The following is a 14,513-nucleotide window of genomic DNA, read 5'->3' on the forward strand; positions in this document are numbered from 1 at the left end:
CCATGAGGGCTTTACATATGAAGGGAAAGCGTGAACCACATCCAGAGAGAATGATGCACCATAATACAGTCAAGGTGAGGTGAACAATTCATGGAAAAACCTGCGCCGTTAAGGGATACGGACCCCAAACTCAGTCCTGATGAGGCCAGTACAGCACGGTCCCCAGTCCGGTACATTCTCTTCCCTTGCAAAGGAGGCTGGTCATCCTTTCCCTACCCTGACATTGCCGCTCTCCTGTCGATCGAGGGAGATGTCTACTATGTCAGCAGCCTGACGCAAACAGAGGATGTACCTGCGGTCATCACCGTCATCTCCCTCCCTGAAGCCGAACAGCTACTGCTGGAACCTCGCACCGTAGCAGTGGTCACCCATCCCTACTGGCTAATTGCCACAGCTTCGCTGGAGCCGGAGCTGTGCATTGTCCTGCTCCCTGAGCCTGCTGGAAACGAAGCAGAATCTCCGCTATGGGAGAGCAGTATTTCCAAACTGGTCGGCATTGCCGATCTGGTGGGTACCTCCTCCGAAACACGATATATGAAGCTGTTATTCCAAGGTGTGCGCGCCATCTGGCTGGGAGGTGAAGACCCTTCACCCGCGGGTACGATGCAAAAGGATGATCTCGAAGTCCCTCTACGCGACTACGAACTGTTCTTCCTGCATGCGCTGCGCCAGATCCTGTCAGGAACTCCGGATAGCGTCACCCTGCTTCAATGCAGTGTACGTGCCGACTTCTACCGCCAACTCCGAGCCAAAGCAGGTGCGCATGAGACGATATCCTTTTTGCTGCCAGCCTATGAGTACTTGCTTGAAGATCCTCGGGCCATCCATTCACTTCAAGAGGCCTTCTCCCATGCGGTCTTGAATGGTCGCAGTGATTGTGTGATCTCCCATTATCGATTCCTGTCTGCCATCCATGCCCGAGCCGGTCGGTTGGAGGACGCCCTGCAAGTGTACGGAATCAGTGCAGGCGACGAACAGGAACGCTATCATTACGAACAGTTATGCCGCTGGCTTGAAGCGGGAGAAGATCAACTTGTACGAGCGGAATTGCTGCGTATTAACGATGATTACGGAAATGCGCTGCGCATCCTGGACGAACTTGGTGGAGAAACCGCGAGACATTGGAAATTCCGCATATATCAGGAGACCGGACGTGTGGAAAAAGCTCTGGCTCTGGTGCATGCAGTCGATATTCAGGATGATGCCAGTCGTCGGGATTATCAGCAATTATCGGGAAGTGCGCTGGCTCTGCGAGGGGAACGACACGGGGCAGTCCGACATTTCCTTGAGACAGCACTGGAGGATGAAGATGCGCTGGCCCGGATTGTCGAGCTGGAGCTGTTGGATCATGCTGTACAGCAATTGCTTGGGGAGGTGCCATGATGCTGAACCCGAAGAAGCGTAGACAACAGTTGAATGGGCCAATGGTGCACAGAAATATCCGAACCGAAACCACGTACACGCCAACAGAAACAGTGGATAGGACACATACAGACGCATTGGAAAATGGCGATCACACGCCGGATCATGCACAACAAACGCAGGACATCCGAAGCCAAGTGCATCACTGGACTGACGTACAAGGTCAGTTCGATCAGGATACTGCTACAATAAACGAGGAAACGAGCGTATTCAAAGAGCCCTTCTCCATTCGTCGGGTTCGCAAAAGCAAAGACAACAAGCTAACCGCCATGCTCCAAGTTCGCAATGAACGCGGCCGATATCTTGAAGAAGTATTGCATGATCTGAGCGAGTTCGTGGATGAGATCGTCATTGTGGACGATGCCAGTACAGACGGAACCCCGGATCTATGCAAAGCCTATCCGAAGGTGGTCCGTCTGGAGGTATTGGAGAAACCGCTGTTCGCCGAGGAATGGCGGCTTCGCAACACCTTATGGCAAGCTGCGACGGGAACACGTCCCGACTGGTTACTCTCGGTTGATGCGGATGAGTTGTACAGCACAGAGGCCAAGAAAGCCATACGCGCTCTGATTAATCAGGAGTATGCGGACTGGTTTGCATTCCGTTTCTACGATATGTGGGGTGGCCGGACTCACTACCGGGAAGATGATCTTTGGTGTCTGCACAAACGGCATACCGCTTCACTTGTGCGTTATATGCCTGGATATCCTTATTTTTACCCACAACAGAATCACCATGTTCCCCGTCTTCCCTTGTCTTGCACCGTATTGCCTGGGATCAGCACGGAACTGAAGGTTCAGCACCTCGGCTGGGCAGGCAGCTTGGAAGACCGGGTTCGGAAATATTTGCGCTACAAACGTATTGATCCGAGCGGTGAGTGGGGCAATCTTGCACACTACGAGTCGATTCTCGATCCTGAACCTCGGCTGGTTCCCTGGAAGGAGGGACAGCGAGATGAGCGTGGTGAGTATTCTGACGTATAGCTTCACCGATGGGTACAACCGGGAATTCGGCCGGGTATTTGGCGGTGGGCTGGAACGATATATTCTGGATCTGTGCAGTGTCATCCGTGGACTCGGGCATATTCCCGAGGTTCATCAGCTATCTTACTTTGAAGCGTTTCAGACCCGGACGGAGCAGATTGATGTATTTGGCTATGCGTATGACATGAATGATGTGCCGGAAGCCTTTGAACGGATGGCAGCCGCAGCGCGCGGCCCAGTGATCTATGCCAGCTGTCTGTGGCAACCCATCACCTACAAACCCGGCAGTTTGGGCATATGTCACGGCATTAACTGGGATCGTCCCGGGCTGCCACTGGAGACCAAACAACAAGTGGCGGAACATATTCAACTGGCTCTGGATAGACTTGTACGTATTGTGTCTGTGGATTCTCATTTCCAGACCTTTTGCCGGGCTGCGTGCACCTATACCGATCCAAGGCAGGTTGTCCTGATTCCCAATGCAGTAGATACGTCCTATTTCACACCAGCCCCACCAACGCGAACCTTCGAGCAGGAACAGGAAGACGAATGGCTTGCCGCATGGAAGAATGATCTGGCGAGTCATGAGGAGAATGCTGGTGCGGTTATATCAGGGGTGCAAGCTGTAGAAGGCAAGTGTGGAACGAGTGGTAATGGAGCGAACAGTGATAAGGAAAAAGGAGATGAAGAAACAGATACTGATTATCAGGTTAATGGTCCGATTCAGGGACAGGTTGAAAAGAAAGCTGTGGCTGCCTGTGTGACCTCTCCCCGCCCAATTCGCATTATCTATCCGCGCCGCATCAGCATGGAACGGGGCATTATTCCGATGATGCTGGCGGCAGATAAGCTACTGGGAGCTTTTCCCGACCTGGAGATTGAGTTTGCCGGGGAACTGGTCGAGGGCAGTACGGTGGGGAGAGCCTTTCGTTATTGGCATCGGACTCATCCACATGCAGCGAGAATTAACCAGCGCACATATGACTTTCGGGATATTCGTGAGGCTTACCATCAGGCAGATATTGCCGTAATTCCAACGGTTTTCTCAGAAGGCACCTCCTATGCCTGTTTGGAAGCAATGAGCTGCGGACTTCCTGTGATTGCCTCCAACGTTGGTGGGTTGAATGATCTGATTCAGGATGGATTTAACGGGCTGCTGGTAGCTCCTGGCGAGCAGGAACTGACTGCCGCATTGGTGTGTCTCGTTCAGGATCGAGCCGAGCGTGAGCGACTCGGGATCTATGCGCGCGAGACCGCACTGTCCTATGATCTGTCCAAGTGGCGGAACAAGTGGAGTATGGTGCTGGAATCTTTTTTGTCAGAGACAGGATTGAAGGAGGGAATTCGGGGATGATGGATACGCCCAAGGCAACGGAATTCATGGAATCAAGATACATTCGGCAAAGTGACCCTAAAACGGACACACTGGTCTTCCCCCTGCATCCGGCATGGTGGAGCCGTCCTTATGAATATGAATGGGCCCGGCAGTTTGCACGTCCGGACGATGTGGTCCTTGATGCAGCCTGCGGCATCTCCCATCCGTTCAAATTCTGGCTTGTAGAACACTGCCATGAGGTACACGCCTGCGACTGGGATGAACGCATTTTGTCTGAAGAGGCCATTCGGCTGGATATTGTTTCTGATTTTGGCGAGCAGGCCGCTCAGGATCTGCCGGATTCAAGTCTTGCCCGATTGCACCGCGCAAAGGCTAATCTGGCCCAGCTTCCGTACGAATCTGGTAAGTTTGATCGGGTGTTCTGTATCTCTGTACTGGAGCATCTGGATACAGGCACAATGCTGCGGGCTTTTCGTGAATTCGCCCGGGTGTTGAAGCCGGACGGACAGTTGATCGCTACCTTCGATGTGCCCGAGATGCGGCCGGATCTACTGGATACGATCATGGCTGTCACCGGACTAACCATTGAAGATAAGCTGAATGTGGAAGAGCCGGAAGATGCCATCTGGTCTGATATGTATGGCACGCCAATTCGCTGTTTCCGCGCAGTGATATGCAAAGGTTAAGAATGATTGGGTTGAGTTGAGTGCAGAGTAGAGAATCGAAGGAACGAGGGATCGAGCCATTGGCAACGTCGAATACCAACACATATACCTCTCCTGGCATTGTTGCCCCACCGGAGAACGATGCAGGGTGCGGGAAAACCCTATACGTATCACGACTCTCCGGCGGAATCACGGTTGCGCTCAACCTGCTGCCTTCTTTCAGTGGTTCCTTGAGTATGACCGCGAATGGGACGCTGAACAATGCAATGTGCAAACAGCCGCCTTCGGATGAATATCGGAAGCGGCTATTTGTTGGTTTGCAGATGTACTAATGGCTGTCAGGCCGATTCCTGCGGAATGACTTCTTTTGCTTCAGACACGAGAGGTTGCCTTCCCTCCCACAAGATACGCTGTAGCAGAATGCCGGCAAGACCAATCCCCAGCGTAGCGAGACCGATATATTGAAAGGTGGGACTCGGCCCTGCGGTTCGAATGAGCGCCCCACCTGCAAGTGGAGCTACGACCAGCACAACACTGGATAGTGAACTTTGGATGCCGAAGACGCGCCCTACATAGGCAGGAGGGGTTTCTTTTTGCAGTAAATAATTCAATGTTACCATAAAGAGCCCATTGCCTATCCCGATGCAGAGGCCCCAGACGATGACCCAAATTTCGGATGTATCTGGGCTAATCCACCCCAATGCAGCGATTCCGGCACCCACGAACAGATATCCTCCACCGAGTCCCCACCCATACCCCATTCTCGGCAGCCGATTTATCAATAGAATGATGACCACTGCTCCCGCACCTGCCGATGAACCTAACCAACCTAGCAACGATTCATTACCCGGCTTGATCTCCCGAAACAGAGTCGTAAACTGATAATCGATCATGAGAATAGCCATGAGTCCAAAACAGCCAAACAACATCGTGCTCAGTACGACTCGGCTGCTCCGTATAAACCGCCAACCTTGCTGCCACTGGGTGAACAAAGATTCCGATGCACCCTCTGTACCATCAACACTTTCGTCTGGTCCAACAGTCTCCGATTTCTCCACCAACCGCCGCAAAGGCCACAACACTGCCCCCGACAACAGACGGGTACAGGCATTAATGACAATACAGATCTGTGGTGAAAAAAAGGCCAAAATGACTGCGCCCAGAAGTGGTCCCGCCACTTTCGAGCACTGGCTCACAAAACCGTTCAGGGAAGATGCCTGGAACAGATGCTCTTCTGCCACCACCTGACGCGTTAAGGTCTGCTGGGCTGGAACATGGAATACATTCATCATGGCCCGCAAGGCGAGAAGTGGAAGCAACCATAACGGGCTTGGTGCAAACAGAATGGCAATGGTCAGGGCAACCGTAATCACATCACACAGCATCATGATCCTCACTTTGTGAAGTCGATCAGCCAGTGCACCTGCAACGGAGCCCAGCAGTATGCCCGGGACGGCCATACATACAGGAATAAGCGCAATAATCAGCGGGTCGGCGCCCCATCGGTAGGCCACCATCACCTGGATGGCGAGTGCATCGAACCAGTCTCCAAACGTAGCCAGAGAGTATGCGATAAACATGCGGACAAACCGGAGGTTGGTCCATAAGCTTTTGGAGGATTCCGCAGATGAAGCGGGTGATTCGGTGGATTCATTTGATGTGGGTTCATTTGAAATGATGGTCATACATGTACTTCCTCTCTTGATTACAGCCGCTTGCGGTCTGTATGTTCCTTGGCTGTAATCATAAGGGCGTTATATCAGAGGAAGATCAGAGGATGGGGGGATAGGGGATAAAAAGTTACGTACTTCATCCACAATTTGTTGTCCATATAAGGGAACACCGTAACTTTTGCTGATCTCTGCGTACACCTGACAATATTTACTGCGAAGTCTGCCTTCAATTCGATGTTGACCCATGAATTGGAGAATCTGATATGCCACGTTCAGATATAGCGGTGCATTCAGCGACATCTTCAAAACGTCCAGACCATCATCCATTCTAAGTTCCGCTTCACGAACTCGTCCTTGCCGAAGCAACCATAATCCTTCCATCACCTGAAAACGTCCGATTTCCCGCAGATACGGAGCATCCTTTAATCCTGCTCGCAGGACTGCCATCTGAGCCTCAACAGCTTCACCGCTGCCACCCCACAGTTCCACATACAACGCTGCAAGTGCTACAGGCATTCTGAAATTCTTCAGCTCGTCAGTCTCTATTACACGATACGTTTCCTCAAGCTGCGTTTTGGCACGTTGATACTGACCCACCTCTACATAGACTTCAACGATGTTCAGAATGCGGAGTTCGCGAAGCTGATCGGCAGACAAAGCAGATGAACTCAATGCCTGCTCATACAAAGGTAAGCTTTCTGATGGTTCAATTAGCGAATGAACAAAGATCAATAACCAGTATAAACGTTCTTCGAAAGTAATTTCTTCCGTTGTAATCAGCCATTCCAGATCTCCCTGTATAAAACGGATATACAACTGATAATAAGGGGCTATCTGAATGCCGAGTGCCTCCTGCTGTTGAACGAGGGTCTGTATGGCGTTTCCCTGCCCAAACAAGTGATATTTACGAAGTAAATTGTGAATGGCTTCCTGCATTTCTGGGTCCTGAGCAGAAGGGCTAGCGGGTAGAACAGACTTCTTCTCATGCACAGCAAGCCGATAACCGTAGCCCCGTACCGTATCCAGACTGATCTCATCCCAGCGTTTCAGTTTCTTGCGCAGTCGATAGATATGATCGTCCACAGTACGTTCAACCGGATATTCCAGCGGCCATACCCGGTCCAGCAGTTGGCTGCGGGTGAAGGCTTTTTCCTTGTTTTCATACAGGAAATGCAGCAGTGCAAATTCCTTGGCGAGCAGACGGATGGACTCCGTTCGCCGTGTTACCGTATATGTCCCTTCATCCAATTGCAATGACATGCCTGGTTCCTCCTATGTATTCTTCTCATCGTGTTCAACATACCACAAAAACCCTTTGCGAGAACGCAAAAGGTTTCTGTAACAAGATATGTCGACTCTCTTTGCCAATCGTGAATCGCTCTCTGGTCTTAACCCAGCACGACACGATCGTCTGCCATTTTTTTGCCGCTAATACGCTCGAATTCACCAAGCAACTCAGGCACAGTCAACGTACGCTTGCGCTCTTCGCTGACATCCAGAATAATTCGGCCTTTATCCATCATGATCAAACGGTTACCCAGACGAATTGCCTGTTCCATATTGTGCGTCACCATCAATGTAGTAAGTCTCATCTCACGCACAAGTGTCTCCGTTAGTTCCGTGATCAGCTCGGCGCGTGAAGGGTCAAGGGCCGCCGTATGCTCATCCAGCAGCAGAATTTGCGGCTGAGTAAAGGTAGCCATCAACAGACTGAGTGCCTGCCGCTCCCCGCCAGACAAGAGACCCACTTTTGCGTTAGGCCGCTTTTCCAGTCCGATTCCCAGCTTCTCCAGTTGCGTGTTGAAAATCTCACGTCTGGCACGGGTAACTCCGAAGCCCAGTCCGCGTCCTTTGCCACGTTTGTATGCCATCGCCATATTTTCTTCAATGGACATATGTGGTGCTGTTCCTGCCATCGGGTCCTGAAACACCCGACCAATCCAGCTGCTGCGCTTATGCTCCGGCAGGTTTTTAATGGAGCGGTCATTGATCAGTACATCGCCCATATCCGGCTTCATCACACCTGAAATGATGTTCATCAGCGTGGATTTACCCGCTCCGTTACTGCCAATTACCGTCACAAAGTCTCCCGGATTCATCGTCAGATTCACACCAACCAGCGCGGTCTTCTCATCCGTTGTGCCTGGGTTGAACAGCTTGGTTACTTGCGTAATCTCCAGCATGATCACATACCTCCCTTCGTCTGATGACCCCCGGATCGCATCAACTCTTCTGTTCGTTTGCGAGCCAGACTTCGCTGCTTCATGGAGCGCTGCATCGTTGGGAATACAAGGGCGATAATGACGATCACCGCGGTGATCAACTTCAGATCAGATGTATCAAACCATTCAACCTGAAGGGCAAGAGCAACCACAATCCGGTAAATAATCGAACCAATGATCGCTGCAAGTGTAGCCCAGAATACCGTTCTTGCACCAAGAATGGCTTCACCGATAATCACCGAAGCCAGTCCAATGACGATCATTCCAATGCCCATCGTGATGTCCGCAAAGCCTGATTGTTGTGCAATGAATGCGCCAGACAGGGCAACCAATCCATTGGATAAGCTGACACCTACAATGGTAGTCACATCCGTATTTGCCCCAAAGCTGCGAATCATGCGTTTGTTATCACCTGTGGCACGGAGCGCCAGTCCAATATCTGTTTTCATGAACAGATCCAGCATGATTTTAAACACCAGTACTACGATAATAATAAGCACCATGACATGCTCACCCGAGAATGGATTATCCATGCCCATAATGGATTTATTCGGTGCGCCAAGAATACGCATATTAATGGAGTAGAGTGCAATCATCATCAAAATACCGGATAACAATCCATTGATTTTGCCTTTGGTATGAAGTAGACCTGTACAAGCACCAGCTACCATGCCGCCAGCCATTGCCGCCAAACAGGCGAGCCAAGGAGAGAAGTCATTGGAGATCATAACCGCTGCGATTGCGCCTCCTGTTGTAAAACTTCCGTCTACGGTAAGGTCAGGAAAATCGAGTATGCGGAACGTAATATATACACCCAGTGCCATCAGTGCATATAAAAGCCCAAGCTCGATTGCTCCTTCAATTGAATTCCAGCTTATACTCACGCTACTTCCTCCCTGTCTATCGAAAAGAATGAGGCGAACCCGTTGCACGTCCGCCTCGCATCCATACTGCCGGATTACACTCCGGTCAGATTATTGAATCAATCTCATAACTCATTAAATTATTGTTAAGGTATTATGAATTGATTCTATTGAATAATGTTGTTTTCCTGGTCTTTTACTTCCGCTTTCATCTCATCCGTAACCGTGATACCTTGGGCTTCAGCCGCTTTCAGGTTCAGGATCAGATCCAGTTTGTCCGGAACGGTGACTTTCATATCACCAGGATTCGTACCATTTTTCAGAATGTCCGCGGCCATCTCACCCACCTGATATCCATGGTCATAATATTTGAAGCCAACGGTTGCGAAGGCTCCTTTTTCAACGGTATCCCGATCACTGGAGAAGAATGGAATTTTATTACTGTTTGCCGTTTGGATAATGGTATCAACCGCACTCACGACAGAGTTATCAAGCGTGATGTAGAAGGCGTCTACTTTGCCAACAAGTGAATCCGTTGCCTGTTTCACTTCAGATGTATTCGTAACTGGTGCTTTCACCAGCTTGATATTATGTGTTGCCAGCGCTTTTTCTGCGTTATCTGCCATAACCACCGCATTCGGTTCACCTTCGTTTATCACCAGACCTACCGTTTTCACATCCGGCAGATTTTTGGCGATAAAGTCAGCCAATTGTACGATGGCCTCCGGATTCGTGTCGGATGCACCTGTAACATTGCCGCCCGGCTTCTCCATATCGGTCACCAGTTTGGCACCCAGTGGGTCTGTCACTGCTGCGAACAACAATGGCTTGTCCTTCACTTGTTGAGCCAGAGCCAGCGCAGATGGTGTTGCGATACCGAGTACGAGATCGTTTTTGGAATCACCTGAGATTTTCTGTGCAATGGACAGGTTATTCGTCGAATCACCTTGCGCGTTATTGTAATCGATTTTGAGGTTCTTGTTCTCTTCAATGCCTGCTTCCTTCAGGGCTGCGATGAACCCTTCACGCGTAGCATCCAGAGATGGATGTTCAACAATCTGGGAGATGGCAATCTGGTATGATTTTTCCTCGCTGCCTCCACCTGTTGTAGTCCCCGATCCTTCGGATTCCGAACCTGTACCGCTGTTATTTCCGCAACCTGCCGCAACGATCATTGAAGCAACCATCATCAGTGACATCCAGAACTTCTTTTTCATGTGTGAGAACCCCTCTCCATCTTATAAAATGTAGTTACCCTTACCTATTGCTATTCCATTGGCACGATAGGGCGGGACAAAACGAACGCTTCAACGCATTGTTGCTTTGATCGACAAAAGTAGACAAATATAGACTTTTCTCATGCGACTGAAGTCCATGACTCGTGTTGGTGTTTTATTGTTCCCCTAATATTAAGGGGCGTCCCGATATACGTCAATGGTTGAACCGCTTCCAATTTACTTCCATCGTATAGTTGTGATAGAAAACATTACATAAAACATAAAAACCACCCACATTGTTCTGTAGATGGTCGCCATGGGTACAACAAAATAAGGTCCTACTCATGAAAATGGAGTATGGAGTATGGAGTCTTCTTCTAATCTCGTCCACGAGCATTGTTTTCTCCGCATCCGATATGGCATCCGCGATCAATTTGCGTGCCGCAACAGGAGCAATCCAGGGTTCGATATCTGCATAACCAATACCGGACAGCTTCTCATACTCCTCCATAAAGACACAAATGCTGTACTCTCTCGTCGCATTCAGGACAACCGTCGCTTCATGCGGCAGATCCGGAGGCAGTATCGCATATCGAATCATAATAATGTATTCGGCCAAGTCTGCTTCCGGATTCCCGGTAGAGGCATTGTTCCAGTCAATAATGACTGCATCATGATCTCGAAGGAGTATGTTACCCGGGTTGGGATCACCGTGACATAGTTGCTGCTTCATGGGTAATCGATCCAATTGGGCAATCACGGCAGTTTTCTCCGCTTCAGACAAGTATTGTGCTTCAACAATATTATGCTTGATATTTTCCCGCTGACTCGGCATATTGGCCACAGAATGCGAATGAATCTGATGAAAAAGCTGTGCTGTAATTCGGGCATTCACGAAATCTTTGCCGACATCCAAAGGCGCCTGTATTCTGGACTGTTCTACTGATTGATCTACAAAACGCTTCATGATCGTCTCGCCATCAATCCGTTCAAATACAATACCTGATCGTCCCTCAATAGTCACCAGATCATATGGCTTGGGAACCGGTAACCCACACGCGGAAGCGATTCGGCAATGATGAAGTTCGGCCTCCAAAGCTGCCGTAATGGTGTTGGGTTTGGCCAACTTGACGATCTTGCTCCCATCTTCCCATTCGAATACTTCCGCACATCCACCTTCTCCAATTTTTTTGCCGAGCCTATGGACCATGATACTCGCTCCTTCAATGGATTTAATAAGTGAGACCTTCCTTGAGTAGCAACATCTCGTACATTTCCCGGATCATTTCAATCGCTTCATTCATGTCCAGTTCCAGGGTGTGGGAGTTCAGAAGTGTTCCAATACCGATTAGATAGATCGTGAGTTTAAGGAAAATGCGCTTGAGTTGCTCGACGGATACATCCTGCAATCGCTTGCTATACCGCATGTAGAACGTGGTTAATTCTTCACCCAGAAACTGATCGGTATGGGGATTGTATTGTCGGTATCCCGAAAGATACAACGTTCGAAATAACTGCTTCTCGTTCTGTGCAAAGTACAGGAATCCGATCGTCAAGTTCAATGCAGGGGAATTCGCATCGTCCTTATATTCCACCATACTGTGACGGGCGAATTCGGCAGCCTTGTCATACACGCTTGCTTTTAGCTCTTCAATGTTACTATATAGACTATATATGGGCTGGGTGGAACAATGGAGCGCCTGAGCAACGTTTCGCGCAGTGAGCGCCTCCAAGCCTTGAGTCCGTACAAGCTCAAAGGCGGCAGATAACACTTTTTCTTGCGTAATCTCGGATTTGGGTGGCATATACTGCTCCTTCCTTTGTTAATAACATATGTTATATAACGTATGTTATTATGAGTGTATTCATGTGTCAAGTATACTTACAGGATGAAATTTTTCATATTTAAAATTTTCAAAAAAAAGAGGCATCCCTCCCAATGTACTTTGGGTATGGTCGCCTTATATCAATCAAAGGATAGCTCCAGAGTGCTTATTCCTTTTCTTTTTGAAGTTCCTCTAATTCAGATGAGGTTAGCCCGGTAGCCTTAATAATAGTAGCCTGATCAAGACCCAAATTGAGCATATTCATTGCGATTTTCCGCTTGCTCTCAGCTTCACCCTCTTTGATCCCTGCTTCGATTCCTTTTTGAATTCCTTCCTCCATGCCTTTCTTGAGACCCTCTTCTCGTGCGCCTTCCATCATGGATACTTGATCCCGTAAAAACTTTTGACGTGCTTCATATTGTTGGCGGAACTCTTCATCCTCGCTCAGTTCCTTCAATAGATTCATAGCCTTTTTCAAAGCCGGTTCGGGTTCGTGCATCATTAACTCCTCCCATCTAATATTGAGTTATGTATAAAAAATCTGGATGTTATCTCAGATTATATCACGTATCTCACTATAAATATAACGTTTTTACGTCATTTTTATCCAAAAAAAGAGACTGTCTCGACGAATCGAAACAATCTCTTGTGTCTAAACCAACTAATTCCCCGACGCTTCGCGAATCTCATACTTGCACCTTTTGCCGCCATCGGCGTAACATTCGGTACGCTCCACCTCGGCTTGAAGCAGCGAGCGGAACAGTTCCAGTTCACAGCGGCAAGCCTGCTTGTAGACACTCGCGACTTGCACAATCGGGCAGTTCATTTCCGTAATGACGTAGGTTCCATCTTCTTCTCTGGATGCATCGGCCATATATCCGTTGGCATTCTGAATACGCGCGAGTTCCTCCACCCGTCCGGCCAGATCCTGGCCCTCCATCTGTGGCAATCCGCTGCGAAGCAGCTTGTCCCGGCGACTCTCGAACAACTCATCCACCATACCGCTCCCGGCTGAGTCAGACAATTCTTCAAGCAGTTCCAAGGTCAGGGACGAATATGATTTTGGAAAATAGCTGTCCCCGCGTACCGTTAGATGGTACACCGAGGACGGACGTCCAGCCGTAGCCCGGGCCTCCCCAACCTCAATCCAGCCGTCCTGCTCCAATGCCGTCAGATGACGGCGAATGGCCATGCCGGTTAGACCCAGTTCAGCTGTCATTTCCCTCGCAGTCAATGTGCCTTGCTGCTTCAGCATGAACAAAATCCGTTCACGCGTCGTTCGTTCCTCTTCGCGCTTCACGATCAGCACCTGCTCTCCTGCTTATGCGTGTACCGGTGCTGCCTCCCGGCAGGCATCCGAGCAAAAGCGGTTATGCGTCTCTTCGCAATCCTCACAGCTTACATGCTGCAGGTTGCAGGTTGGACAATTAATATATCGGTCATGTGTCGTTCCGCAGTGATAACAGCTGGCAATGACGATATCCTCGTCTGTCCGGTTGATCGGTACAGAGATCCGCTCGTCAAACACGTAACACTTGCCATCAAACAGATGGCCTTGTACTTCCGGATCTTTACCGTACGTGACAATACCACCGTCCAGTTGAGCCACGTCCTGGAATCCTTCATTGATCATGAACCCGGTCAACTTCTCGCAGCGAATGCCACCAGTGCAATAGGTAATGATCGTTTTGTCCTTCATGTCACCCAGGTTCTCCCGAATCCACTCCGGAAACTCGCGGAACGACTCGACATCTGGACGAATGGCCCCGCGGAAATGACCAATTTCGTATTCGTAGTCATTGCGACCATCGATAACGATGACGTCATCACGTTGCAGATGTTCATGGAACTCTTTCGGTGAAAGGCGTTTGCCACTAATCACATTTGGATCCAGATCTTCGTCCACGCGGAACGTAACCAGCTCTGCTTTGTGACGAACAAAGATCTTTTTGAACGCATGCTCTTCCACATCATCAATTTTGAACACCATGTCGCTGAACAGCGGGTTGGCATGCATGTCTTTCATGTACTGTTCTGTCTGTTCAGGCGTTCCGGATACGGTGCCGTTAATGCCTTCGGATGCAATCAGAATACGGCCTTTCACACCCAGGTCCTTACAGTATTGCAGATGTTCTTGTGTAAACGTCTCGGGGTCTTCAATCTTCACGAACTTATAATATAAAAGCACGCGGTACGCGCTGTTACACATGTATATCACCTGTTCCTATTCCATGTTGTTATTAGCCGGATCATCCGGCAAGAACGACTACGTTGCACCCTTGCTTCTAAAAAGAAAAGAAACAGCC

At 49.5% G+C, this 14,513-nt stretch carries 15 protein-coding genes; 5 read left to right on the plus strand and 10 right to left on the minus strand.

Annotated features, from left to right (window positions below):
* The first annotated feature begins 90 nt into the window (after positions 1 to 90).
* Genes AC1S8V_RS28605 through AC1S8V_RS28625 form a run of 5 tightly spaced genes read left to right on the plus strand, consistent with a single transcriptional unit; the run spans position 91 to position 4,738 of the window.
* Entirely contained in the window at positions 91 to 1,383 is a 1,293-nt protein-coding gene (locus tag AC1S8V_RS28605) for a tetratricopeptide repeat protein (RefSeq protein ID WP_482071685.1), read from the plus strand.
* Positions 1,380 to 2,405, plus strand: a complete 1,026-nt coding sequence (locus AC1S8V_RS28610) for a glycosyltransferase (RefSeq protein ID WP_482071686.1) — start codon at positions 1,380 to 1,382, stop codon at positions 2,403 to 2,405. Before AC1S8V_RS28605 ends, AC1S8V_RS28610 begins: the two co-directional genes overlap by 4 nt.
* A complete protein-coding gene (locus AC1S8V_RS28615; protein WP_482071687.1) occupies positions 2,377 to 3,759 on the plus strand; it encodes a glycosyltransferase family 4 protein in 1,383 nt (460 codons plus the stop codon). Before AC1S8V_RS28610 ends, AC1S8V_RS28615 begins: the two co-directional genes overlap by 29 nt.
* Positions 3,756 to 4,427: a class I SAM-dependent methyltransferase gene (locus AC1S8V_RS28620; RefSeq protein WP_482071688.1), complete on the plus strand. Its 672-nt coding sequence runs from the start codon at positions 3,756 to 3,758 to the stop codon at positions 4,425 to 4,427. The genes AC1S8V_RS28615 and AC1S8V_RS28620 overlap by 4 nt, the downstream gene beginning before the upstream one ends.
* A gap of 20 nt (positions 4,428 to 4,447) precedes the next feature.
* A complete protein-coding gene (locus AC1S8V_RS28625; protein WP_482071689.1) occupies positions 4,448 to 4,738 on the plus strand; it encodes a hypothetical protein in 291 nt (96 codons plus the stop codon).
* A gap of 6 nt (positions 4,739 to 4,744) precedes the next feature.
* Here the strand turns inward: AC1S8V_RS28625 and AC1S8V_RS28630 are convergent, their stop codons facing one another.
* From AC1S8V_RS28630 to trhO, 10 genes are all read right to left on the minus strand, one after another.
* Positions 4,745 to 6,091, minus strand: a complete 1,347-nt coding sequence (locus AC1S8V_RS28630) for an MFS transporter (RefSeq protein WP_482071690.1) — start codon at positions 6,089 to 6,091, stop codon at positions 4,745 to 4,747.
* Between the two features lie 69 nt (positions 6,092 to 6,160).
* On the minus strand, positions 6,161 to 7,339 hold the full coding sequence (locus tag AC1S8V_RS28635) for a winged helix-turn-helix domain-containing protein (protein ID WP_482071691.1): 1,179 nt from the start codon (positions 7,337 to 7,339) through the stop codon (positions 6,161 to 6,163).
* Between the two features lie 128 nt (positions 7,340 to 7,467).
* The gene (locus AC1S8V_RS28640; protein ID WP_036606660.1) at positions 7,468 to 8,262 is read right to left on the minus strand and encodes an ABC transporter ATP-binding protein; all 795 of its coding nucleotides are present in this window, start codon (positions 8,260 to 8,262) and stop codon (positions 7,468 to 7,470) included.
* A 2-nt stretch (positions 8,263 to 8,264) separates the two neighbouring features.
* On the minus strand, positions 8,265 to 9,125 hold the full coding sequence (locus tag AC1S8V_RS28645) for an ABC transporter permease (protein WP_482074605.1): 861 nt from the start codon (positions 9,123 to 9,125) through the stop codon (positions 8,265 to 8,267).
* Between the two features lie 206 nt (positions 9,126 to 9,331).
* A complete protein-coding gene (locus AC1S8V_RS28650; RefSeq protein ID WP_482071692.1) occupies positions 9,332 to 10,381 on the minus strand; it encodes an ABC transporter substrate-binding protein in 1,050 nt (349 codons plus the stop codon).
* A gap of 214 nt (positions 10,382 to 10,595) precedes the next feature.
* Entirely contained in the window at positions 10,596 to 11,591 is a 996-nt protein-coding gene (locus tag AC1S8V_RS28655; protein ID WP_482071693.1) for an aminoglycoside phosphotransferase family protein, read from the minus strand.
* A 22-nt stretch (positions 11,592 to 11,613) separates the two neighbouring features.
* Positions 11,614 to 12,186: a TetR/AcrR family transcriptional regulator gene (locus AC1S8V_RS28660; protein ID WP_482071694.1), complete on the minus strand. Its 573-nt coding sequence runs from the start codon at positions 12,184 to 12,186 to the stop codon at positions 11,614 to 11,616.
* Between the two features lie 187 nt (positions 12,187 to 12,373).
* Positions 12,374 to 12,709 (minus strand): hypothetical protein, encoded by a 336-nt coding sequence (locus tag AC1S8V_RS28665; protein WP_482071695.1) that lies wholly within the window; start codon positions 12,707 to 12,709, stop codon positions 12,374 to 12,376.
* 159 nt (positions 12,710 to 12,868) lie between these two features.
* Positions 12,869 to 13,516, minus strand: a complete 648-nt coding sequence (locus AC1S8V_RS28670; protein WP_482071696.1) for a helix-turn-helix transcriptional regulator — start codon at positions 13,514 to 13,516, stop codon at positions 12,869 to 12,871.
* 12 nt (positions 13,517 to 13,528) lie between these two features.
* The gene (trhO, locus tag AC1S8V_RS28675) at positions 13,529 to 14,416 is read right to left on the minus strand and encodes an oxygen-dependent tRNA uridine(34) hydroxylase TrhO (RefSeq protein WP_062836769.1); all 888 of its coding nucleotides are present in this window, start codon (positions 14,414 to 14,416) and stop codon (positions 13,529 to 13,531) included.
* Positions 14,417 to 14,513: the final 97 nt, after the last annotated feature.

This window comes from Paenibacillus sp. B46(2026) (genome assembly GCF_056786355.1).